Genomic DNA, 21477 nt, shown 5'->3' on the forward strand with positions numbered 1-21477 from the left:
GCCCCCGGGCGCACTGGCGTGCGCTCCGGGGCGGGGGGAGGTGGAGCGAGGGGCCCGTGACGAGATATCTTGACGTCAAGACGTTGGAGACGTGAAGCGGAGTACCGATGACTGACTCGACCATCATCTATACGCACACCGACGAGGCTCCGGCCCTGGCGACCTACTCGTTCCTGCCGGTGGTCCAGGCCTACGCCTCGACGGCGGGTGTGCGGGTGGAGACCCGCGACATCTCCCTGGCCGGGCGGATCATCGCGAGCTTCCCGGAGCGTCTCGCCGAGGGCCAGCGGATCGAGGACGCCCTCGCCGAGCTGGGCGAGCTGGCCAAGACCCCGGCCGCCAACATCATCAAGCTGCCGAACATCTCGGCCTCCATCCCGCAGCTGAAGGCCGCCATCGCCGAGCTGCAGGCCCAGGGCTACGCCCTGCCGGACTACCCGGACGACCCGCAGACCGACGAGGACAAGGACGTCCGCGCCCGCTACGACAAGGTCAAGGGCAGCGCCGTCAACCCGGTCCTGCGCGAGGGCAACTCGGACCGCCGTGCCCCGCTGTCGGTCAAGAACTACGCCAAGACCCACCCGCACCGGATGGGCGCCTGGACGGCCGACTCCAAGACCAACGTCGCCACCATGAGCGCGGACGACTTCGCGAGCACCGAGAAGTCCGCCGTGATCGCCGCCGACGGCGCCCTGCGCATCGAGCTGGTCGCCGAGGACGGCACCACCACCGTGCTGCGCGAGAAGGTGCCGGTGCTGGCCGGCGAGGTCGTCGACGCCTCGGTGATGCGCGCCGCCGCCCTCAACGAGTTCCTGGCCGCCCAGGTGGCCCGCGCCAAGGCCGAGGGCGTGCTGTTCTCGGTGCACCTCAAGGCCACCATGATGAAGGTCTCCGACCCGATCATCTTCGGCCACGTCGTGCGCGCCTTCTTCCCGAACACCTTCGCCAAGTACGGCGAGGTGCTGGTCGCCGCCGGTCTGAACCCGAACAACGGCCTCGGCGGCATCCTGGCCGGCCTCGACAACGTGCCGAACCTGGGCGCCGAGATCAAGGCCTCCTTCGAGGCCGAGCTGGCCGAGGGCCCGGCCCTCGCCATGGTCGACTCGGACAAGGGCATCACCAACCTGCACGTGCCGAGCGACGTCATCGTCGACGCCTCGATGCCGGCCATGATCCGCACCTCCGGCCACATGTGGGGCCCGGACGGCCAGGAGGCCGACACCCTCGCCGTGCTGCCGGACCACAGCTACGCCGGCGTGTACCAGGCCGTCATCGACGACTGCCGCGCCAACGGCGCCCTCGACCCGGCCACCATCGGCTCGGTGCCGAACGTCGGCCTGATGGCCCAGGCGGCCGAGGAGTACGGCAGCCACGACAAGACCTTCGAGATCGCCGCGGCCGGCACCGTCCGCCTGGTCGACGCCGAGGGCAACGTCGTGCTGGAGCAGGCCGTCCAGCCGGGCGACATCTTCCGCTCCTGCCAGACCAAGGACGCGCCGATCCAGGACTGGGTCAAGCTGGCCGTCACCCGCGCCCGCGCCACCGGCGACCCGGCCGTCTTCTGGCTGGACGCCGACCGCGCCCACGACGCCGTGCTGATCGAGAAGATCAACGAGTACCTGCCGGAGCACGACACCACCGGCCTGCAGATCGAGATCATGTCCCCGGTCGAGGCCACCAAGTTCTCCCTGGAGCGCATCCGCCGCGGCGAGAACACCATCTCGGTGACCGGCAACGTGCTGCGCGACTACCTGACCGACCTGTTCCCGATCCTGGAGCTGGGCACCAGCGCCAAGATGCTGTCGGTCGTCCCGCTGATGGCGGGCGGCGGCCTGTTCGAGACCGGCGCCGGCGGCTCCGCCCCGAAGCACGTCCAGCAGCTGGTCAAGGAGAACTACCTGCGCTGGGACAGCCTGGGCGAGTTCTTCGCCCTGGCCGCGAGCTTCGAGCACCTGGCCACCAGCACCGGCAACGCCCGCGCCCAGGTGCTGGCCGACACCCTGGACCGCGCCACCGGCACCTTCCTCAACGAGGACAAGTCGCCGAGCCGCCGCCTCGGTGGCATCGACAACCGCGGCAGCCACTTCTACCTGGCCATGTACTGGGCCCAGGAGCTGGCCAAGCAGACCGCCGACGCCGAGCTGGCCCAGGCCTTCGAGGGTCTCGCCAAGGCGCTGACCGAGCAGGAGCAGACCATCGTCGAGGAGCTGATCGCCGTGCAGGGCGCGCCGGTTGACCTCGGTGGCTACTACCAGCCCGACCCGGCCAAGGCCGCGGCCGTGATGCGTCCGTCCAAGACCTTCAACGAGGCGCTCGCCAACCTCGGCTGACCACAGCGGAGTTGACGCACCGGGCGGCCCCCGGGTCCCACCTGGACCCGGGGGCCGCCCCGCGTCGTTCAGCAGCCGGGGCCACGGCGCCACCCCGGCTCGCTTCCGTCCGATCCCGACGGTCCGCAGCCGGGTGATCCAGATGTCACCGGGACAGGCCGAGGAGCACCCCGGCGCCGGTCAGCAGCAGCACGGCGGCGGCGTTCGCCGCCGGGTACGCCAGCGCCGTCCCGACCGCCTCCCGCAGCAGCGCGTACGGCCCGTGCGCGAGCAGCCCGTCCGCGCCGAGCACCCGGCCGGGGACGCCCGCCCGGCGCGCGGCGAGCGCGGAGCGGACGACGTGGAAGCCGTTGGTGACCACGGTGCACCGGTAGCCGGGCCGCTCGGCGGCCATCAGCGCCGCGCTGAACCGCAGGTTCTCGGCCGTGTTCCCGGCCCGCTCCTCGCACCGGATCCGCTCCGCCGGGACGCCCCGGGCGGTCAGGTAACGCGCCATCGCGGAGGCCTCCGTGCAGTCCTCGTGCGAGCCCTTGCCGCCGGTGACGAGCAGCAGCGGCCCATGCCCGGCGGCCTCCTCGGCGGCGAGACGTTCCAGCGCCGCGTCCAGGCGGGCCGCCAGCGGCGGCGCGGGCTCGCAGCCGTCCAGCCCGCCGCCCAGCACGACCAGGTAGTCGGCGCCGGCCGGGACGGGCCGCCCGCGGTGGTGCAGCGCCCGGCCGAGGAAGCCGAGCAGCCACAGCAGGGCGTACCCGCCGAGCAGGACCGCGACGATCAGGAGGACGCGCATACTTCTCCGAACGCATACGGCGGAACCCCCGTTCCGGGACGGTCAGGGACGGGGGTTCCTCGGGGGTTCGGTGGCGGGGAACGGCGCCGGGGTCAGCTCGCGTCGGCCGCCGGGCGCCGGCCGCGCTTGTCGAGCGACGCCAGGTAGGCGTTGTACGCCTCCAGCTCGGCGTCGCCGTTGCGCTCCTCGGCGCGGTCGGCGCGGCGGGCCTTGCGCTGCTCGGAGCCCATCCACTGGTAGACCAGCGCGATCAGCACGATCGCGGTCGGGATCTCGCCGAACGCCCAGGTGATGCCGCCGGCCAGCTTCTGGTCCGCGAGCAGGTCGGTGCCGGGCGGAGCGCCGTCCCTGGTGAAGGTGGTGACGAGCTGGTGGTTGGCCATCATCACGGCCACGCCGAAGAAGGCGTGGAACGGCATGCCCATGAACAGCTCGATGATCCGCATCACGTGGCCGGGGCGGTTCGGGCCCGGGTCCACGCCCATGATCGGCCAGAAGAACGCCAGGCCGGTGGCCAGGAAGTGCACCATCATGAAGATGTGCCCGGCGCGGTACTCCATGAGGAAGTCGAACAGCGGGGTGAAGTAGACCCCGTACAGGCTCGCGATGAACAGCGGGATGGTGAACGCCGGGTGCGAGATCACCTTGACGTAGCGGCTGTGCAGCAGCGCCACCAGCAGCTCGCGCGGCCCGCGCGGGCGTCCCTTGCCGGCCGGGCGGAGCGCGCGCAGGGCCAGCGTGATCGGGGCGCCGAGCAGCAGCAGGATCGGGGACAGCATGGAGAGCACCATGTGCTGGATCATGTGCGCGCTGAACAGCACCATGCCGTAGTCGTTGAGCCCGCTGCAGGTGACGAAGGCCACCGAACCGATGCCGGTCGCCCAGCCGACCGTCCGGCCGATAGGCCAGCGGTCGCCGCGCCGGTACAGCCTGACCACGCCCGCCGCGTACAGCGCCAGGGCGACCAGGCAGCCGATCAGGAACACCCAGTCGGGAGACCAGGCCCAGACGCTGGAGAAGCTGAACGGGCCTAGCCGGGTCATCCCGCCGTGGTGGTGCATGCCTGACATTCCGTCGCCCATCGGCGGGTCCTGCTTTCCGTCCTCGCGGCCCCTGGATGGGGTCCGGTTCGCCCGTTTTGCTTGGCATACAGCCTAGGTGGGCCTTACCTCGGGCCCCGCCCCGCCCCCTCCGTACGGGCGTGCCCCGTCCCCTCGCGACTTCCCGCGTTCGCCGGTTGCCCGGCGGGCCGGGCGGTAGCGTGCGCGGGTGACCACGACCCCGCGGGTGCGACTCGCGACCTTCAACGTGCTGCACGGCAGGCCGGTCCGGGCCGATGGCCGGCCGTCGCGCATGACCGATCTGCCCGCCCCGGAGCTGCCGCTCTGCGACGCCGTCGCCGCGCTGGACGCCGACGTGGTGGCGTTGCAGGAGGTCGACCGGCTCCAGGAGCGGTCGGGTCGGGTCGACCAGGCGCGGGCGGCCGCCCGGGCGGTGGCCGCCGCCGACTGGCGCTATGCCTCGGCGCTGCACGGCCACGCGATCCTCGGCCGGGGCTGGATCCTCGACCCGTCCGAGCCCGGGCTACGGGTGTACGGCCCCGACGACGCACGGCCGGACGGCGGCAGCCCCTCGCACGGCGTCGCGTTGCTGTCGCGGCTGCCGGTGCGCGGCTGGCGAGCCGTCCGGCTCGGCCCGGGCCCGTTCGCGGTGCCGCTGCGGATACCCGGCAAGCGCGGCCTCGTCGTGACCCGCGACCGGCCGCGCGCGGCGCTGGCGGCCGTCCTGGAGGGGCGGCGGGGGCCGTTCACGGCGGTGGCGGCGCACCTGTCGACCGTGCCGGGGTGGAACGTCCGGCAGCTGCTCCTCCTGCGCCGCTGGATCGCCGACCTGCCCCGGCCGCACGTCCTGCTGGGCGACCTCAACCTGATCGGCGCGATCCCCCGGGTGGCCCTGAGCGCGGCGGAGCTGCTCACCCCCCTGTCCGACTCCGGTGCCCGGCAGGGGAGTTGGCGCGATACGGCCCGGCTCCGGACCTATCCCTCGCACCGTCCGGCGGTGCAGTTCGACCATGTCCTGGCGATCGGCGTCACACCGGACGGGACCGGCGCCGCGCGTGCCCCCAGGAGCCCGATATCGGACCACCGGCCGCTGGTGGTCGACCTGCCGCTGTGACGGTGCGCCCCGACTCCGAGCGGGCTTCCACCGCCACCGCGCGACCCGGCCACCGTCGTCGGAGCCGCCGCTTCTCGCCGGCGTGCGCGAACCGCTACCCGGCGGGCCGCCGGTCCGCGGCCCCGGTGTCGGTGGCCGGGACGAGGGTGTTCTCGTTGGTGCGGCCGGCCGCGAAGTCGTCGACGTTCCGCGCCGTGGCGTCGATGATCTGGCCGACGGCGGTGCGGGTGAAGTACGCCTGGTGCGAGGTGACCAGGACCTGCGGGAACGTCACCAGGCGGGCCAGGACGTCGTCGGTGATGCCCTGGATGGACCGGTCGGTGAAGAAGACGCCGGTCTCCTCCTCGTACACGTCCAGGCCGACGCCGGACAGCCGCCCCGCGCGCAGGGTCTCGACCAGGGCCGCGCTGTCCACCAGGCCGCCGCGGCTGGAGTTCACCAGGATCGCGTCGTCCTTCATGCGGGCCAGCGCAGCCGCGTCGATCAGGTGGTGGGTGGCCGGCACCAGGGGTACGTGCAGGCTCACCAGGTCGGCGCGGGAGAGGAGTTCGGGCAGTTCGGTGTAGGCCATCCCGAGTTCCAGGCAGTCCGGGTTCGGGGCGATGTCCCAGCCGAGCAGCTCGGTGCCGAACCCGGAGGCGATCCGGGCGAAGCACGCGCCGATCTTGCCGGTGCCGATCACGCCGACGGTCATCCCGTGGACGTCCCGGCCGAGCAGCCCGTCGAGGCGGAAGTCGAACTCGCGGGAGCGGTTCGCCGCGCGGGTGAGCCGGCGGTTGACCGCGAGTGCCAGCGCCCACGCGTGCTCGGCGACGGCGTGGGGGCTGTAGTGGGAGACCCGGGCGACGGTCAGGCCGAGGTCGGCGGCGGAGTCGAGGTCGATGTTGTTGAAGCCGGTGGAGCGCTGGGCGATCAGCTTGGTGCCGCCGGCCGCCAGGACGGCGAGCGTCTCGGCGTCCAGGACGGCGTTGACGCTGCTGCTGACGGCCGGGTGGCCGGCGGCGAGCGGGGCCGTGTCGTGGGTGAGGTCGACGGCCAGGCAGCGCAGTCCGTGCCGGCCGGCGAAGGCCCGTTCCAGCAGCGGCCGCTCGTCTGTCTGCACCCCGTACGCGAGGATCTCCATCGGCTGTCCTTCCTCCAGTGGCCGGCCGGCTCCCTCGGCCACGCTAGCCGGGCGGCCGTCGCAACGCCCGGCAGACGCACGAAGACCCCCGGACCGTGGTGGGTCCGGGGGCCTTGCGGCGGAGCGTGAGAGCCCGACGGGAGGTCAGATGACCGTCTCCGCCTCCAGGTAGCGCTCCTGCGGGACGGTCTTCAGCTCGGCGACCGCCTCGGCCAGCGGCACCAGGTTGATGTTGGTGCCCTGCAGCGCGGTGATGTGCCCGAAGGCGCCCTTGTGGACGGCCTCGACGGCGTGCCAGCCGAAGCGGGTGGCGAGCACGCGGTCGTACGCGGTCGGGGTGCCGCCGCGCTGGGTGTGGCCGAGGATCACCGGGCGGGCCTCCTTGCCGAGCCGGTGCTCCAGCTCGCGGGAGAGCTGGGTGGCGATGCCGGTGAACCGCTCGTGGCCGTAGATGTCCTTGGTGCCCTCCTCCCAGTGCATGGTGCCGGGCTCGGGCTTGGCACCCTCGGCGCAGACCACGATGGCGAACTTCTTCTGCCGGTCGAAGCGCTCGCGGACGACGGCGGTCAGCTTCTCGATGTGGAACGGCCGCTCGGGGACGACGATGGCGTGCGCGCCGGCCGCCATGCCCGCGTTGAGCGCGATCCAGCCGGTGTGCCGGCCCATGACCTCGACGACCATGACGCGCTGGTGGGACTCGGCGGTGGTCTTCAGCCGGTCCAGCGCCTCGGTGGCGACCGAGACGGCGGTGTCGAAGCCGAAGGTCACGTCGGTGGCGGCGATGTCGTTGTCGATGGTCTTCGGCACGCCGACGATCGGCAGGCCCGCGTCGCTCATCAGCTTGGCGGCCTTCAGGGTGCCCTCGCCGCCGATCGGGATCACCGCGTCGAGGCCGAGGTCCGAGCAGTACTTCCTGGCGCGCTCGACGCCGTCGCGCAGGTGGCTCGGCTGCACCCGGGACGAGCCGAGGATCGTGCCGCCCTGGGCGAGGATGCCGCTCACCGAGTCCAGGGTCAGGGGGCGGTGGTGGCCCTCCAGGAAGCCGCGCCACCCGTCCTCGAACCCGATGATCTCGTCGCCGTGGTCGACCACCCCGCGGTGGACCACGGAGCGGATCACCGCGTTCAGGCCGGGGCAGTCACCGCCGCTGGTCAGGACTCCAATACGCATTGCTTTGCAACTCCCGAGCAGAACCGAGGAACGGCCGGACTACAGGCTGGGACGACGAGCCGTCACCGTGGCGGTGTGCTTCCGAGCCGGGATGGCGCGGAACCGACCGTGGGGTGAAGGACCGGCCGAATCGGACGGAACGCCCGAAACGGCCGTGAAGTCGAGCATACGGCCCCTGGTCCGGCCGGGCAGGAGCCGACGCGGGAGCGGCGCCGTCGGCGCCCCCGCGCGGAAGTGCAGCCTGCTGCCCGAGGAGGGTGTGCAGCCGGCAGCCCCCATTGTCGTACGTCCCGGGCCGCCCGCGGACCGGGTGACCGCATCGCGGGCACCCGGCCGGGAGCAGAAGGCGGAAGGGGCGTACTACGCGGGGCGCGTGGTCGCGGCGATGCGCTCGGCGCGCAGCGCGTCGTACCAGGTGGTGTCGGCCGGCGGCAGGGCGTTGACGTCCAGCGCCAGCTTGATCAGCATGTCGGCGACGGCGGGGTTGCGCGCCAGCACCGGGCCGTGCAGGTAGGTGCCGAAGACGGTGTCCCGCCAGGCGCCCTCGGTGCCGTCACCGGTGCCGTTGCCCCGGCCGACGGTGACGGTGGCGAACGGCTGGACGCCCTGGCCGAGGTGGGTGACGCCCTGGTGGTTCTCGAAGCCGGTCAGCTGCGGCAGGCCGAGCCGGGGGTCGACGTCCGCCAGCACGTCGCCGACGCAGCGGGCGCCCTCGCCGCGGGTGGTCCAGACGTCGAGCAGGCCGAGGCCCGGCTCGCGCTCGCCGAGGTCATTGACGAACTCGTGGCCCATGATCTGGAAGCCCGCGCAGACGCCGAAGATGATCGCGCCGTTCTCCGCGGCCCGGATCAGGCCGCTGTCGGCCCGCAGCCGCTCCGCGGCCAGCCGCTGCGGCCGGTCCTCGCCGCCGCCGATCAGGTAGATGTCCCCGCTGGTGGGGACCGCCTGGTCGGAGCGGACGTCGATCCGGGTCACGTTGAGATGGCGCTGGCGGGCCCGGCGCTCCACGACCAGGGCGTTGCCGCGGTCGCCGTAGGTGCTGAGCAGGTCCGGGTAGACCCAGACCACACGCAGGCTGCTCTCACTCATCCTCGAAGGCCTTCCGTCACGTTCAGATGGGGCTGCAGGCACGGCATCAGCCGGCCACGACCTTCCGCAGCTGCTGGAAGGCGGTGTAGTTGGCGATGGCCTCGATCCGGCCGGGCGGGGCCATCCGGACGGCCTGCTCCAGCGTGTCCACCACGTGGAACTGCAGCCCGGCGACCTCCAGGCGGACGGCCAGGTCCAGCTTGCGCTGGCCCATCACGAACACCGGGTGCCCGGCGAGCCGCTCGTAGTCGACGTCCCACAGCCAGGAGGTGTCGGTGCCGTCGGCGTCGAGGGCGTTGACGGAGAGGATGACCGGGGCCGGCGGGCCGTCGATCAGCGAGAAGGTCTCCAGCCAGCCGGCCGGGTTCTTCGCCAGCAGCAGCCTTATGTCGCGGCCCTGGTACTGGACGACGTCGTAGCGGCCGGCCACCGCGGTGACCGACTGCATCCGCTCCAGCGCGACCTGCGGGGAGACGCCGAACACGGCGGCGACGGCGGCCGAGCTGGTGGCGTTGGCCAGGTTGGCGCGGCCGGGCAGCTGGAGCTGGATCGGCCAGGCGCCGCGCTGCGGGTCGATGACGTGGGTGCCCTGGAGCGCCCAGTGCGGGTTGGGGCGCCGGAAGCCGCACTCCTGGCAGAACCAGTCGTCGCCGGGGCGCTGCATCACGCCGCCGCAGGCGGGGCAGGACCAGGCGTCCTCCTTCCAGGCCTGCCCGGCGGCCACCCAGACCACCTTCTTGCAGGACGAGGCGGCCCAGGTCACGAGCGGGTCGTCGGCGTTGGCGATGACGACGGCCTCGGTGTCCTGCAGGCCCTCGCGCCACTTCTCGGCCATCATGCGGGTCTCGGCGGCGCGGTCGAGCTGGTCGCGGGAGAGGTTGAGCAGGGCGATCGCCTTGGGACGGGTGTCGCGCGCGACGCCCGCCAGGTACTTCTCGTCGACCTCGATCACGCCGAAGCGGGCCTCCGAGCCGCCGGCGAGGGCGGAGGTGATGCCGGCCGGCATGTTGGCGCCCAGGGCGTTGGAGACCACCGGGCCGGCGGCGCGCAGCGCCTCGGCGATCAGGCGGGTGGTGGTGGTCTTGCCGTTGGTGGCGCTGACCAGCACCACGTCGAGGTGGTCGGCGAGGGTGGCGAGCAGATCGGGGTCGAGCCTGAGGGCGACCTTGCCGCCGATCACCGAGCCGCTTCCGCGTCCGGCCTTGCGCGACACGGCGGCGGCGACCTTGCCGGCCGTGACCGCGATCTTGGCGCGGGCCGGCAGCGAGGCGTCGCGTGCGCCTGTGGGCTCCGATTCGGTGCCTGCCATGCTCAGTGGTTCCTCCTTGCTGCGGCACCGCCCGGGGCCGGATAACGGGCCGTCGGGCGGCGGGGACGGGGCCAGCCTACCGACTCCGCCGGCCGGCTCCACGATCCGGACCCCGCACCGCCTGCTGCGACGCGCCCGGAGAGCCTGCCGCGGGCACCCTGACGACTCGTCATGGAAGGCGGTGTACGGACGGGCCATGCGTCGCCGGGGACGCCGTCCGGGGGCCGGAGGGTTCCCGGTGAGAATGTCGTGAAGAAATGATCAGCGGCCCGGTTGGGGCGCGGCGGGAACCGCGGTCGCCAGGACGGCGGTGATCACCAGCGTGCCGTCCTCGGCGTGGAACTCCAGCGGTGCCGACAGCCGGCGCATGGTGGTGATCAGGCCCGTGTTGGAGGCGTGCGTCACCGCGTAGACCGTCCCGATCCCGGCCTCCCGGGCCATCGCCGACAGCCGCCGCAACAGCATCAGCCCGAGCCCGCGCCGCTGCCAGGCGTCCTCGACCAGGACCGCCAGCTCGGCCTTCCCGTCGTCCCACATCAGGTGCCCCAGGGCGACGATCCGTCCGTCGGCGGCCGTCACGGCGAGGCTGCGGCCGTGCCGGCCGTTCAGCAGGTGGTCCAGGTAGCGGTCGGCGTCGCGGACCGGCCCGTGGTAGCGCGACCGCAGCGAGGCGGGGGAGCAGCGCTGGTGCATGGCCCGCGCCTCGGCCTTGTCGCCCGGCCCCGTGGGGCGCACGGTCAGCGCCGTCCCGTCCGGCAGGGACATCCGGACCGCGACGTCCGGGAGCGGCTCCCTCGGCTCCGGCGGCGCCTGCGGGCGGAGCGGCGCCGGGTGCGCCCGGCCGACCCGGAACGGGCCGCCAGTGAGCGCCGGCTGCCGTGCGGCCTGCCCGTCGGGCACCGCGCACCTGCGGTCCGACCTGCGGAAGGAGGGGTTCCAGAGCCGCCGCGGGTGCGTGTGGGATGCCGTCATGGAGGCGACGCTACCGACACCGCGCTTCGGCGCGGTTACGCGATCGTGAACGCACGAATGCCCTGGACCGGGTGGCCCGCAACGGTGATCTTGCTGTACACGACGCCCTCCTTGTCGGACGGTCCCCTCCTCCCAGCGTCTGCCCGACACCGCGCCTCGCGAAGGTTCAGGCGACGCGGACCGGGGTGTCGAGGAGGTCGTGTCCGCCGGTGGTGACGAGGGTGGCGAGGTCGGTGGGGGTGAGCGAGTGCGGGGCACGGAGGAAGAACTCGTCGACGGAGCCGTCCGGGAGGGGGTGGGACTGCATGGAGACGATGGCGACGCGCTGCTCGGCGAAGGCGGCGCACACGCGGGCCAGCCCGGCGGGGGAGTCCTGGACGGTGGCGCGCACGCGCCACAGCGCGGTCGGGCCGGCGCCGACATTCGGGACGGGCGCCGGGGCAGGCGGGCCGTGCAGGTGGTGGCGGTGCGACCACCAGGTGTGGAACAGGGCGGTGGCCAGCAGCGCGACGGCGGACGCGGCGAGGACCACCGGCCCGTCCGGGCCGTGCAGGACGATCTTGGCGACCAGGTCGGCCGCGGTGACCGAGAGGAAGACGGCGGCGAGTTCGACGGTGTCGCGGCGCCAGCGATGGGTCCTGGCGCCGCGCCGCTGGGCACGGGAGGGGGCGGGCGTTCCGGAGGTGCTTACGGCGGTCGTCTGGTGCTCCGTGTGCTCCATGCCACCACTGTCCCCAGCAGGTGTTTCCCGACCACGAACCTCCCGTGACCTGCCGGTTAATGTCTTGGGGGCCGCGTTACGGTCGCAAGGCGTGAGCGGCCGCCCCGACTTCGGTGAGCAGGAGTTCCAGGTCGGCCTCGGTGGTGGCGGCGTTCAGGAGGCAGGCGCGCAGCATCTCCGTGCCGTCCAGCCGGGCGCCGGTGACGAAGACCCTGCCGCGCCGCTGCACCGCGACGGGAAGCTCCCGGTTGAGCGCGTCGAGGGCGGTCTCGTCCAGCCCGGCAGGCCGGAACCGGAAGGCGACGATCGAGGTCTGCACCTCGGCCAGCAGCTCCAGCTCCGGGTCGGCCTCGACCAGTTCGCCGAGTCGGCGGGCCAGGGCCGTGCAGCGGGCGATGTCGCGGGCGATGCCGGCGCGGCCCCTGTGGGCGATGGTGGCCCACACCTTGAGGGCGCGGAACGGGCGGGTCTGCTCGGTGCCGTACTCGGAGAACCAGCCGAGCGCGCCCGCCGCCTCGTCGCGCAGGTAGGACGGGACGAGGCTGAAGGTGCCGCGCAGCTCCTCGGTGTCGCGGACCAGTGCGCAGCCGCAGTCGACCGGCACGCCGAGCCACTTGTGCGGGTCGAGGGCGAGCGAGTCGGCGCGCTCCAGGCCGGCGTAGCGGTGGGCGATGGCGGGGTCGAGGACGCCGAAGGCGCCGTACGCGCCGTCGACGTGCAGCCACAGGCGCTGTTCGGCGCACAGGTCGGCGATCGGGCCGAAGGCGTCGACGGCGCCGGTGCCGACGGTGCCGGCCGAGGCGACGACGAGGAACGGCAGCAGCCCGGCGGCCCGGTCCCGTTCGACGGCGGCGCGCAGGTCGGCGGTGTCGAGGCGGCCGTCCGGGCCGGTGGCGACGGTGCGCAGGTGTCTGCTGCCGAGGCCGAGCAGTTCGGCGGCCTTGCGGACGCAGGAGTGGGTCTCGCCGGTGACGTAGCCGACCAGCGGCGGCAGGCCCGCCAGGCCGTCCTCGCGGACGTCCCACCCGGCACGGCGGGCGGCGCGGTTCCGGGCGGCGGCCAGGCAGACGATGGTGGCCATGGAGGTGCCGGAGGTGAGCAGCCCGCCGCCGGCCGGGTGCGGGAAGCCGACGAGCTCGGCGATCCAGCGGACGACGGCGCGCTCCAGGTGGACGTCGGCGTGGTCGCCGCCGGCGGAGCTGGGGTTCATCGCGGAGGCGGCGAGGGTGGCGAGCACACCGGCCGGGGCGGGGGCGGAGTTGACCCAGCCGAAGAAGCGCGGGTTGCCGTTGCCCATCGGGTGGGGCAGGACGTCCCGGCCGATGGTGTCGACGAGTTCGGCGAGCGGGCGGCCGTCGGCGGGCAGCGGGGCGTCGAGGAGGGCCCTGCGGGCGGTGTCGTCCATCGGCTGCCAGACGGGCCGGGCGGGCAGCTCGGCGAGGTAGTCGGAGACGAGGTCGGCGGTGGCGTGGGCCGCGGCGCGGAAGTCCTCCGTGCGGAGGTCCTCGGCGGGGAAGTCCTCGGTGCTCATCAGGCGTGCTCCGGAGTCGCGGGGGAGGCGCGGCGTCCTCGGCGCACCCTGATCGGGCGATCCTACGGAAAGGGCCCGCACCGTGCGGCGCGGGCCCTGCAGGACGGGACGAGGGGGTCAGTCGAGCGAGCCGGAGAGCCCGGCCGAGGACCGGCAGTAGCCCTGCATCTCCTTGTTGGTGATCTTGGCGCAGAGCCGCCCGGCCGCGCCGCCGTCCGTGTAGTTGACCGTGTAGTAGCTGACCAGGCCCTCCGTGCAGGCCTTGCGCTGCCAGCCGTCGGCGGCGGTGGCGCACTGCTGGGCGGCCCAGTCCTCGCGGTCCAGGTTGTACTTCATCGTCCGCGAGCCGACGCCCCGGCTGCAGTCCACGGCCCCGCCGCTGGCCTTGCCGTTGAGGCACCACTTGAGTGCGTCGGCGTACACCTCGGGGTGGTTCGCGTAGTCGTGCGAGGAGAGGTAGAACGTCGGCGCGTAGAAGAAGCACGCGGACTGGAACAGGGCCGGCTGGTCCTTGCACGGGTAGAGCGGGTCCTGGGCGAGCTTGTCGGCGGGCAGGTTCGCCTTCGCCTGCTCGTCCTCCTCGTCCGGCCCGAAGAGCTGCATGAACAGGCCCTCGGAGCAGCGGATCCGGTTCTGGTCGGTGGTGAACTTGTTGCACAGGTCGCGCGCCTTGGCCACGTCCTGCTTGGCGACGAACATGGTGCCGTGGCCGACGCCGTGGATGCACGGGCCGGTGTTCTTGGGCGCGCAGAGCTTGAGCAGGTCCACCTCGGGCTGGGTGGAGGCGTTCAGCATCTCCTCGACGGCGCCGTGAAGGTAGCCGGCCGCGCAGGTCTCGTGCGGGAAGGAGATGACCTTCTGGAAGTCCGCGTTGAACCGCTTGACGGCGGCGTGGCCGAGCTCGTGCGCGATCGGGTGGCAGAAGCGCACGGTGTACGGCTTCTCCTTGGTGATCTTGTCCAGGTCCGCCAGGGCGACGCCGGGGTCGGTGGCGTCCATCTCGGCCATCAGCTTGTTGCGCAGCGTCGAGCGCGTCCACACCGCCGGGTCGCCGGTCGCGGTGGCGCTCGCACCGGCCGGCGTCCCGCTCGGCGAGGCGCCGCCGGGGTCGGCACTGCTGACGGCGGCCGGGGCCGTCGCCGCGGTGGCCGCGGGCGACCAGTCGGTGACGGCCACCGACCCGAGGCCCAGGACGCCCAGCAGCAGGGCGGTGAGAATCGCGAATACTCGCGGTTGCATGACAGGATCCCCCGGCGGATCGAGTGCGGACGGTTCGCTCCCATCCTGGCGGGGGCGGTCGCGGAAGTCCGCGTTTTGGCCCGCCGTTCGGGAGGTGTCGGCGACGCTACCGCACGGTTCGACGCCCGGGCGCGGCGGGTTGGTTCCCGATGATCACCCGCACGGCGCAGCGGGTCGTCGCCGCTGCCGCTGCGCCGTCAGGGGTGGCAACGGTCAGAGCTCCAGGGTCACCTGGTAGTCCGTCAGCCAGGCGTTCAGGTCCAGCGCGAGGTCGACGCCGAGCCGGACGGACTGCGGGTCGGTGTCCGGGGCGAGCGCGTCGGCCAGGCGCCGCCGGTCGAGCAGGCCGAGCACCGGGGACTTGCCCTCGGCGGCGAGCTCGGCCAGCTCGGCGCGCAGCAGCACCGGGTAGTGCGGGTCGGCGGTGGTGGGGTACGGGCTCTTCACCCGGTCGGCGATCTCGGCGGGCAGCACGTCCCGGACGGCGGCGCGCAGCAGGCTCTTCTCCCGGCCGTCGAAGCTCTTCATCGACCACGGCGTGTTGAAGACGTACTGGACCAGCCGGTGGTCGCAGAACGGCACCCGCACCTCCAGCCCGTTCGCCATGCTCATCCGGTCCTTGCGGTCCAGGAGGAGGCAGACGAAGCGGGTCAGGTTGAGGTACGAGATCTCGCGCATCCGCCGCTCGACCGGGTCGGCGTCCGGCAGGTGCGGGACCTCGGCGAGCGCCTCGCGGTAGCGGGCCCGGCGGTAGCCGCCGAGGTCGAGCTTGCGGAGCAGGTCGGCGTCGAGCAGCTGCTCGCGCGGGCCGGTGCCCTGGCCGCCGAGGCCGCTCAGTGCGACCGCCCAGGGGAAGTCGTCGGCGGCGATCGCCGCGGGGTCGTGGAACCAGCGGTAGCCGCCGAACAGCTCGTCCGCGGACTCGCCGGACAGTGCGACGGTGGACGTGCGGCGCACGCCGCGGAAGAGCAGCAGCAGCGAGACGTCCATGTCGCCGAAGCCGCCGGGCAGGTCCCGGGCGCGCAGGACGGCGGAACGATGGGCGAGGTCGGTGAGATCGGCGGCGTCCAGTTCGATGACGTCGTGGTCGGCCCCGACGTGCTGCGCGAGCAGGCGTGCGTACGGGCCGTCGGGCGTCGACCGGGTCTCGTCGGCGTGGAAGTTCTCGCCCTGGCCGGTGAAGTCGACGGCGAAGGAGCGCACCGGGCCGGCGCCGGCCTGGCCCAGCGACCGGGCGGCGAGGGCGGTGACGGCGCTGGAGTCCAGGCCGCCGGAGAGCAGGGTGCACAGCGGCACGTCGGCCTCGAGCTGGCGGTGCACGATGTCGTCCAGCAGCGCCCGGACGGTGGCGACCGTGGTCTCCAGGTTGTGGGTGTGCTCGCGCGCCTCCAGCGACCAGTAGCGGCGGACCGAGATGCCCTCGCGGCGGACGCGCACGACGTGGCCGGGACGCACCTCGGAGATGCCCTGGTAGGGGGTCAGCCCCGGGGTGCGGGTGAAGGCGAGCAGTTCGCGCAGCCCGTCCAGGTTCACCACGGGCCGGACGGAGGGGTGGGCGAGAACGGCCTTCGGCTCGGAGCCGAAGATCACGCCGTCGGCGGTGGGGTGGTAGTGCAGGGGCTTGACGCCCATCCGGTCGCGGACCAGCAGCAGCTCCTCTCGCCGGGCGTCCCAGACGGCGAAGGCGAACATGCCGTTCAGCCGTTCGGCCAGGCCCTCGCCCCACTCCAGGTAGCCGCGCAGCACGACCTCGGTGTCGCTGCGGGTACGGAAGCGGTGGCCGGCCGCCTCCAGCTCCGCGCGCAGCTCGCGGTGGTTGTAGACCTCGCCGCTGTAGGTGAGGGCGGCCAGCAGCCGGCCGTCGTGCTCGGCCGTCATCGGCTGGACGCCGCCCTCGATGTCGATCACGGCGAGGCGGCGGTGGCCGATGGCGGCGTGCCGCTCCAGGTGAATCCCACCGGCGTCGGGGCCGCGGCACACATGGGTGGCCGTCATGGCGTCGAGGACGTCCCGGGCGATCCGGTCGGCGGTGAGGTCGCGTTCGAAGGCGACCCATCCGGTGATCCCGCACATCTGCAAGCCTCCGGTCTTCCGCTACGTATGGAGAGAGTCACGCTACGTGTCGAACGGGTGCGGCTACAAGGGTGTGTCGGAAAGGTGACGGGCAGTGTTCCGCCTGGTTGCTTCCGCCGAAAGCCTTGAAGTCTGCCCGATTTCGGGCAAGATCTTTGGCTTCTCCGTCGACTGCGGCCTAGGCTCTTCAGCCGTGCCGAGTTCACCCCACCCTCACGAAGACCTCCTCGCCCACCTCACCCGGACCAGCCCGCTCGGGCCCCGGGAGGCGGCGCGAGTCGTGGCGGAGGTCCTCGCGTACTTCTCGGAGAGCACCGAGGAGTACGTCCGCCGCCGCCACGGTGAGCTCCAGGCACGCGGTCTGACCAACGAGCGGATCTTCGCCCGGCTCGCCGAGGAACTGCCCGCCCGCCGCGTCGCGGCGCCGGAGCTCTCGGCCCGACAGCTGCGCCGGATCGTCTACGGCTGAGCCGTTCCCATCTCTCAGAGGAGCCCACCATGTGCGGAATCGTGGCCTACATCGGCCCCAAGGACGCGACCCCCTTCCTGCTGGAGGGTCTCGCCCGGCTGGAGTACCGCGGATACGACTCGGCCGGCGTCGCCGTCGCCGGGCGCACCGGCGGCATCAAGCTGCGCAAGGTCAAGGGCCGGGTCGCCGACCTCGCCGACGCCGTGCCGGCCCGCTTCAAGGGCACCACCGGCATCGGCCACACCCGCTGGGCCACCCACGGCGTGCCCAGCGACGCCAACGCCCACCCGCACCTCGACAACGCCGAGCGGATCGCCGTCGTCCACAACGGCATCATCGAGAACGCCGACGAGCTGCGCGCCAGGCTCACCGCCGACGGCGCGGTCTTCCGCTCCGAGACCGACACCGAGGTGCTGTCCCACCTCATCGCCGCGCACGCCACGGAGGGCGTCGAGCTGGAGGAGGCCGTCCGCGCCGCCCTCGGCAAGGTCGTCGGCACCTACGGCATCGCCGTCCTCGACGCCGAGCAGCCCGACCGCATCGTCGTCGCCCGCAACGGCAGCCCGATCGTGCTCGGGATCGGCGAGAAGGAGATGTTCGCCGCCTCCGACGTCTCCGCCCTCGTCCGCTACACCCGCCAGGTCGTCCACCTGGAGGACGGCGAGCTCGCGACCGTCAGCGCCGACGGCTTCCGCACCTTCACCTCGGACGCCCGCACCACCCACCGCCAGCCGTCCACCGTCGACTGGGAGATCGACTCCTACGACACCGGCGGCTACGAGCACTTCCTGCTCAAGGAGATCCACGAGCAGCCCGGCTCGGTCGAGCGCACCCTCAGCGGCCGCCTCGACGAGCGCTTCGCCACCGCCCACCTCGGCGGCCTCAACCTCGACGCCCGCGAACTGCGCGAGATCCGCCGGGTCAAGATCCTCGGCTGCGGCTCGGCCTACTACGCCGGCGAGATGGGCGCCCAGCTGATCGAGGAGCTCTCCCGCATCCCCGCACACAGCGAGCCCGCCTCGGAGTTCCGCTACCGCAACCCGGTCATCGAGGCCGACACCCTGTACGTCGCGGTCAGCCAGTCCGGCGAGACCTACGACACGCTCGCCGCCGTCCAGGAGATCAAGCGCAAGGGCGGCCGGGTGCTGGGCGTCGTCAACACCGTGGGCAGCGCCATCGCCCGCGAGTGCGACGGCGGGATCTACCTGCACGCCGGTCCGGAGATCTCGGTCGCCTCGACGAAGGCGTTCACCTCGACCGTCGTCGCCTTCGCGCTGCTCGCCCTGCACTTCGGCCGCATCCACGACCTGTCGCCCGCCGACGGCCGCCGGATCGTCAACGCCCTCCAGGCCTTGCCCGGCCAGATCCGCGAGGTGCTGGACCAGAGCGACGCGATCGCCGAACTCGCCGCCGAGTACGCCAAGTCGGCCGGCATGATGTTCATCGGCCGGGTCCGCGGCTACCCCGCCGCCCGGGAAGGCGCGCAGAAGCTCAAGGAGATCTCCTACGTCCACGCCGAGGCCTACCCCGCGAGCGAGTTGAAGCACGGTCCGCTGGCGCTGATCAGCCCCGAGCTGCCGACGGTGGCGCTGGTGCCGGACGACGAACTGCTCGACAAGAACCTCACCACGCTCGGGGAGATCAAGGCCCGCTCCGGCCGCGTCATCGCCGTCGGCCACCGCCGCCCCGAGGACAAGCTCGCCGACCACTGCATCCTCGTCCCCAAGAGCGAGCCCGAGCTCGACCCGCTCCTCCTCAACATCCCGCTCCAGCTCCTCGCCTACCACGCCGCCGTCGCCCTCGGCCGCGACGTCGACAAGCCCCGCAACCTGGCGAAGAGCGTGACGGTGGAATAACCCGCTCTGCGCCAGCGGGGGCCCGGCTGCCGTGCGGCCAGCCGGGCCCCGCCTCGCGTTGCGCTACCCAGGCGGCGGGGGCCTGGACGGGCACGCCACTCATGGGCCTGCTCTCGGCTGCTCCTACTCCGCGACCAGCACCGCGACGCCCGTCACCCGGTCCGCGGCGAGATCCGCGAGTGCCACGTCCGCCTGCCGCAGGGGGTAGCGGCGCACATGCACCGCCGGGCGGGTCCGGGCCGCCTCCGCCAGATACGCCCGTCCGTCGGCCCGCGTGTTGGCCGTGACGCTGCGCAGCGTGCGTTCCTGGAAGAGGTGCCGCTGGTAGTCGAGCGCCGGGACGTCGCTGAGGTGGATGCCGGCCACCGCGAGCGTGCCGCCGCGGTCCAGGGCCGCCAGGGCGACCGGCACCAGTTCACCGACGGGGGCGAAAAGGATGGCGGCGTCCAGCGGTTCCGGGGGCGGGTCGTACGAATCCCCGGCGAAGCCGGCGCCCAGCTCCAGCGCCAGCCGCCGGGCCGACGCACCACGGGTGAACACGGCCACGCGCGCGCCCCGGGCGAGGGCGGCCTGGGCGGTCAGGTGCGCGGACGCGCCGAAGCCGTAGATGCCCAGGAGCCCGCCCGCGGGCAGGTCGGCTCGCTCCAGGGCCCGGTAGCCGATGATCCCGGCGCACAGCAGCGGGGCGAGTTCCTCGGCGGGTGGGCCCTCGGGCAGCCGGTAGGCGAAACGGGCGTCCGCGACCACGTGGCCGGCGTAGCCGCCGTGCCGGTCCCAGCCTGTGTAGCGCGAATCCGGGCAGAGGTTCTCCCGCCCGCTCCGGCAGTAGCTGCAACTGCCGCAGGTCTGCGCCAGCCAGGCCACCCCGGCCCGGTCCCCGACGGCGAAGTTCCCGGCGGCCGAGCCGACAGCCGCACCGACCGCGCGCACGCGCCCGACCACCTCGTGCCCCGGCGTGCACCTCGGCACCCTGGGGACGAGGTCCCCCTCCGCCAGGTGCAGGTCCGTTCGGCACACCCCACACGCCTCCACCTCCACCAGGATCTCCTGCGGCCCCGGCTCGGACAGCGACCGCCGTTCCCATACCAACGGCCCCGAGCCCGCCGTGCCGACCGGACCCGGATGCGCCACCACCCACCCCTCGGTCTCCCCTGGTACCCGCCGCGTCGTGGTCATCGCCGCCTCCTGTCCGCAGGACGCAAAGTCGCTCCTTCAGCCTGCGCCCGAGGTGGCTCCGCCGCCCACACACCCCCGAAGTGCGCCGTTCATCAACTACACGGTGCTCGCGGGGCCGTTCTCGCTGACCGTGGGCTGACGCCTCCCGCCCCTCGGGCGGCCGACCGGCGGCTCCGCACTTCCTGTGGGTAGGTGGGGCCGCCGCGCTGCCCGTGCGGCGCCCGGGCCATTTCAACCTGACCGGCTTCATCGACTCCCAGGCATGACCGGGCCCTGGGCCGACCGCCGTCCCGGGCCGGATCCGGCATGGTCCCGGCTTCCGGGCCGGCTGACGCGGGACACCCTTACGAGTCGCGCGCCCACCACTTCCGCAGCACGTCCTCCGCCGGCTTCCCGTGGGGTGTGTACGCGAGGTTCTTCGCCGTCTCGCCGCTGTCGGGCCAGTCGTCCCACATCCACCAGCAGACGCCGGCCCACCAGGGCTTGCCGTCGAAGGAGGCGAGCAACGCCTCGTAGGCGGCGGCCTGTTCGGTCTTGCCGTCGCCGTCGCTCTTGCTGATGCTCCAGGAGTACGGGGCGGTGGTCGTGCCGCGCTGGCTGACGTAGCCGGCCTCGGTGAAGAGGATCTTCCGGTGCTGGCGCTCGGAGAAGGCGGCGAGCTCGGCGGCGATGGGCTGCCACGCCTGGCGCAGCCGTGCCGGGTCGGTCGTCGCCTGGTCGGCCAGCGGCCAGTACGCGTCGATGCCGATGACGTCGAGGTCCTGCCAGAAGGGGATCTTCTGGTACTCGTCGTAGTTGGCGGCGTACGTCAGCTTCCCCTTGTACCGGTCCCGGATCGCGGCGATGACCTTGCTCCAGTGCTCGCCGTCCTGCGAGGTGCCCGCGAGTTCGGTGCCGACCGAGAGCTGCTCGACGCCGTTGTCGGCGGCGAGTTGGGCGTAGTGGGTGATGAAGCGTTCGTAGGCCGCGAACCAGGCGTCCCGGTCCTTGGGCTTGATCTCGGCCCGGTCGCCGCCCTTCACCAGGTCGACGTGGGGCTTGATCATGGTCTTGAGCCCCGCGTCGTGGGCGAGGCGGATGATGCTGCGCAGGCTGTCGTCGGAGGCGGTCTCCTTGGTGGTGCGCATGTCCGAGTCGGTGACGCGGTCCTGGTACCACGTGGGGGTGAAGGTCACCCACCGGGCGCCGGTGGCGGCGATCTGCCGCAGGTACGTTCCGGCCTGCGGGCTGTCGTAGTCGTGGGTGTTCCACGAGGGGAGCGTCATGCCCCGGAACTCGCCCGCGTTCCCGTCGTCGGGTCGGGTGCTCGGACCGCTGGCCGAGGGACTGGGCTGCGGCGTGTCCTCTTCGTCGCCGCCGGACGAGGAGCATCCGGCGCCGACGAAGAGGACGACCAGCGCCGACCAGGCCGCGGCCATCCTCTTCATCGGGTTCACTGCTGAGAATTCCTCACCTGG

General features: G+C 72.9%; 17 protein-coding genes. 4 read left to right on the forward strand and 13 right to left on the reverse strand.

Annotated elements, in window-relative coordinates:
* Positions 1-107 precede the first annotated feature (107 nt).
* Positions 108-2330: an NADP-dependent isocitrate dehydrogenase gene (locus F7Q99_RS25230; protein WP_153465027.1), complete on the forward strand. Its 2223-nt coding sequence runs from the start codon at positions 108-110 to the stop codon at positions 2328-2330.
* A gap of 145 nt (positions 2331-2475) precedes the next feature.
* Here the strand turns inward: F7Q99_RS25230 and F7Q99_RS25235 are convergent, their stop codons facing one another.
* Together F7Q99_RS25235 and F7Q99_RS25240 are read right to left on the reverse strand one after the other, a co-directional pair.
* Positions 2476-3117 carry a YdcF family protein gene (locus F7Q99_RS25235; protein WP_153465029.1) on the reverse strand — a complete coding sequence of 214 codons (642 nt, stop codon included), beginning with the start codon at positions 3115-3117 and terminating at the stop codon, positions 2476-2478.
* A gap of 92 nt (positions 3118-3209) precedes the next feature.
* Positions 3210-4178 carry a cytochrome c oxidase assembly protein gene (locus tag F7Q99_RS25240; protein ID WP_153466610.1) on the reverse strand — a complete coding sequence of 323 codons (969 nt, stop codon included), beginning with the start codon at positions 4176-4178 and terminating at the stop codon, positions 3210-3212.
* A 208-nt stretch (positions 4179-4386) separates the two neighbouring features.
* Between F7Q99_RS25240 and F7Q99_RS25245 the strand changes: the two genes are divergently transcribed.
* Complete coding sequence (locus F7Q99_RS25245; protein ID WP_326847100.1) at positions 4387-5292, forward strand: endonuclease/exonuclease/phosphatase family protein; 906 nt, start codon at positions 4387-4389, stop codon at positions 5290-5292.
* A gap of 94 nt (positions 5293-5386) precedes the next feature.
* Here F7Q99_RS25245 and F7Q99_RS25250 read toward each other — a convergent pair whose 3' ends face one another.
* The 9 genes from F7Q99_RS25250 to asnB all read right to left on the reverse strand — a co-directional run bounded on the left by F7Q99_RS25250 (position 5387) and on the right by asnB (position 16519).
* Positions 5387-6415, reverse strand: a complete 1029-nt coding sequence (locus F7Q99_RS25250; RefSeq protein WP_153465030.1) for a 2-hydroxyacid dehydrogenase — start codon at positions 6413-6415, stop codon at positions 5387-5389.
* A 144-nt stretch (positions 6416-6559) separates the two neighbouring features.
* Positions 6560-7585, reverse strand: a complete 1026-nt coding sequence (locus tag F7Q99_RS25255) for a 6-phosphofructokinase (protein WP_153465032.1) — start codon at positions 7583-7585, stop codon at positions 6560-6562.
* Between the two features lie 360 nt (positions 7586-7945).
* Positions 7946-8674: a type 1 glutamine amidotransferase gene (locus F7Q99_RS25260; RefSeq protein WP_153465034.1), complete on the reverse strand. Its 729-nt coding sequence runs from the start codon at positions 8672-8674 to the stop codon at positions 7946-7948.
* 46 nt (positions 8675-8720) lie between these two features.
* Positions 8721-9983, reverse strand: coding sequence for a MurT ligase domain-containing protein (locus F7Q99_RS25265; RefSeq protein ID WP_153465035.1), 1263 nt, complete (start codon positions 9981-9983; stop codon positions 8721-8723).
* Between the two features lie 261 nt (positions 9984-10244).
* Entirely contained in the window at positions 10245-10955 is a 711-nt protein-coding gene (locus F7Q99_RS25270) for a GNAT family N-acetyltransferase (RefSeq protein WP_153465037.1), read from the reverse strand.
* 166 nt (positions 10956-11121) lie between these two features.
* Positions 11122-11676 carry an ACT domain-containing protein gene (locus F7Q99_RS25275; RefSeq protein ID WP_153465039.1) on the reverse strand — a complete coding sequence of 185 codons (555 nt, stop codon included), beginning with the start codon at positions 11674-11676 and terminating at the stop codon, positions 11122-11124.
* A gap of 76 nt (positions 11677-11752) precedes the next feature.
* Complete coding sequence (locus F7Q99_RS25280) at positions 11753-13207, reverse strand: pyridoxal phosphate-dependent decarboxylase family protein (RefSeq protein ID WP_153465041.1); 1455 nt, start codon at positions 13205-13207, stop codon at positions 11753-11755.
* 117 nt (positions 13208-13324) lie between these two features.
* Positions 13325-14446 (reverse strand): hypothetical protein, encoded by a 1122-nt coding sequence (locus F7Q99_RS25285; RefSeq protein WP_153465043.1) that lies wholly within the window; start codon positions 14444-14446, stop codon positions 13325-13327.
* 213 nt (positions 14447-14659) lie between these two features.
* Positions 14660-16519: an asparagine synthase (glutamine-hydrolyzing) gene (gene asnB / locus F7Q99_RS25290; protein WP_153465044.1), complete on the reverse strand. Its 1860-nt coding sequence runs from the start codon at positions 16517-16519 to the stop codon at positions 14660-14662.
* Positions 16520-16712: 193 nt separating this feature from the next.
* Here asnB and F7Q99_RS25295 point away from each other — a divergent pair, with 193 nt between their 5' ends.
* Together F7Q99_RS25295 and glmS are read left to right on the forward strand one after the other, a co-directional pair.
* Positions 16713-16988 (forward strand): hypothetical protein, encoded by a 276-nt coding sequence (locus tag F7Q99_RS25295; protein ID WP_326847101.1) that lies wholly within the window; start codon positions 16713-16715, stop codon positions 16986-16988.
* Between the two features lie 29 nt (positions 16989-17017).
* Entirely contained in the window at positions 17018-18844 is a 1827-nt protein-coding gene (gene glmS / locus F7Q99_RS25300; protein ID WP_153465046.1) for a glutamine--fructose-6-phosphate transaminase (isomerizing), read from the forward strand.
* A gap of 123 nt (positions 18845-18967) precedes the next feature.
* Here the strand turns inward: glmS and F7Q99_RS25305 are convergent, their stop codons facing one another.
* Both F7Q99_RS25305 and F7Q99_RS25310 read right to left on the reverse strand, forming a co-directional pair.
* The gene (locus F7Q99_RS25305) at positions 18968-20020 is read right to left on the reverse strand and encodes a zinc-binding alcohol dehydrogenase family protein (protein ID WP_153465048.1); all 1053 of its coding nucleotides are present in this window, start codon (positions 20018-20020) and stop codon (positions 18968-18970) included.
* A 344-nt stretch (positions 20021-20364) separates the two neighbouring features.
* Complete coding sequence (locus tag F7Q99_RS25310; protein ID WP_153466612.1) at positions 20365-21447, reverse strand: glycoside hydrolase family 113; 1083 nt, start codon at positions 21445-21447, stop codon at positions 20365-20367.
* Between the last annotated feature and the right edge of the window lie 30 nt (positions 21448-21477).

Source organism: Streptomyces kaniharaensis, assembly GCF_009569385.1.
Classification (GTDB): Bacteria; Actinomycetota; Actinomycetes; order Streptomycetales; family Streptomycetaceae; genus Kitasatospora; species Kitasatospora kaniharaensis.

What these genes read in the sequence shown, in the direction of transcription:
- F7Q99_RS25230 (WP_153465027.1), top strand. Translation starts at nt 108, where the DNA reads ATGACTGACTCGACCATCATCTATACGCACACCGACGAGGCTCCGGCC.
- F7Q99_RS25235 (WP_153465029.1), bottom strand. Translation starts at nt 3,117, where the DNA reads ATGCGCGTCCTCCTGATCGTCGCGGTCCTGCTCGGCGGGTACGCCCTG.
- F7Q99_RS25240 (WP_153466610.1), bottom strand. Translation starts at nt 4,178, where the DNA reads ATGCACCACCACGGCGGGATGACCCGGCTAGGCCCGTTCAGCTTCTCC.
- F7Q99_RS25250 (WP_153465030.1), bottom strand. Translation starts at nt 6,415, where the DNA reads ATGGAGATCCTCGCGTACGGGGTGCAGACAGACGAGCGGCCGCTGCTG.
- F7Q99_RS25255 (WP_153465032.1), bottom strand. Translation starts at nt 7,585, where the DNA reads ATGCGTATTGGAGTCCTGACCAGCGGCGGTGACTGCCCCGGCCTGAAC.
- F7Q99_RS25260 (WP_153465034.1), bottom strand. Translation starts at nt 8,674, where the DNA reads ATGAGTGAGAGCAGCCTGCGTGTGGTCTGGGTCTACCCGGACCTGCTC.
- F7Q99_RS25265 (WP_153465035.1), bottom strand. Translation starts at nt 9,983, where the DNA reads ATGGCAGGCACCGAATCGGAGCCCACAGGCGCACGCGACGCCTCGCTG.
- F7Q99_RS25270 (WP_153465037.1), bottom strand. Translation starts at nt 10,955, where the DNA reads ATGACGGCATCCCACACGCACCCGCGGCGGCTCTGGAACCCCTCCTTC.
- F7Q99_RS25275 (WP_153465039.1), bottom strand. Translation starts at nt 11,676, where the DNA reads ATGGAGCACACGGAGCACCAGACGACCGCCGTAAGCACCTCCGGAACG.
- F7Q99_RS25280 (WP_153465041.1), bottom strand. Translation starts at nt 13,207, where the DNA reads ATGAGCACCGAGGACTTCCCCGCCGAGGACCTCCGCACGGAGGACTTC.
- F7Q99_RS25285 (WP_153465043.1), bottom strand. Translation starts at nt 14,446, where the DNA reads ATGCAACCGCGAGTATTCGCGATTCTCACCGCCCTGCTGCTGGGCGTC.
- asnB (WP_153465044.1), bottom strand. Translation starts at nt 16,519, where the DNA reads ATGTGCGGGATCACCGGATGGGTCGCCTTCGAACGCGACCTCACCGCC.
- glmS (WP_153465046.1), top strand. Translation starts at nt 17,018, where the DNA reads ATGTGCGGAATCGTGGCCTACATCGGCCCCAAGGACGCGACCCCCTTC.
- F7Q99_RS25305 (WP_153465048.1), bottom strand. Translation starts at nt 20,020, where the DNA reads ATGACCACGACGCGGCGGGTACCAGGGGAGACCGAGGGGTGGGTGGTG.
- F7Q99_RS25310 (WP_153466612.1), bottom strand. Translation starts at nt 21,447, where the DNA reads ATGAAGAGGATGGCCGCGGCCTGGTCGGCGCTGGTCGTCCTCTTCGTC.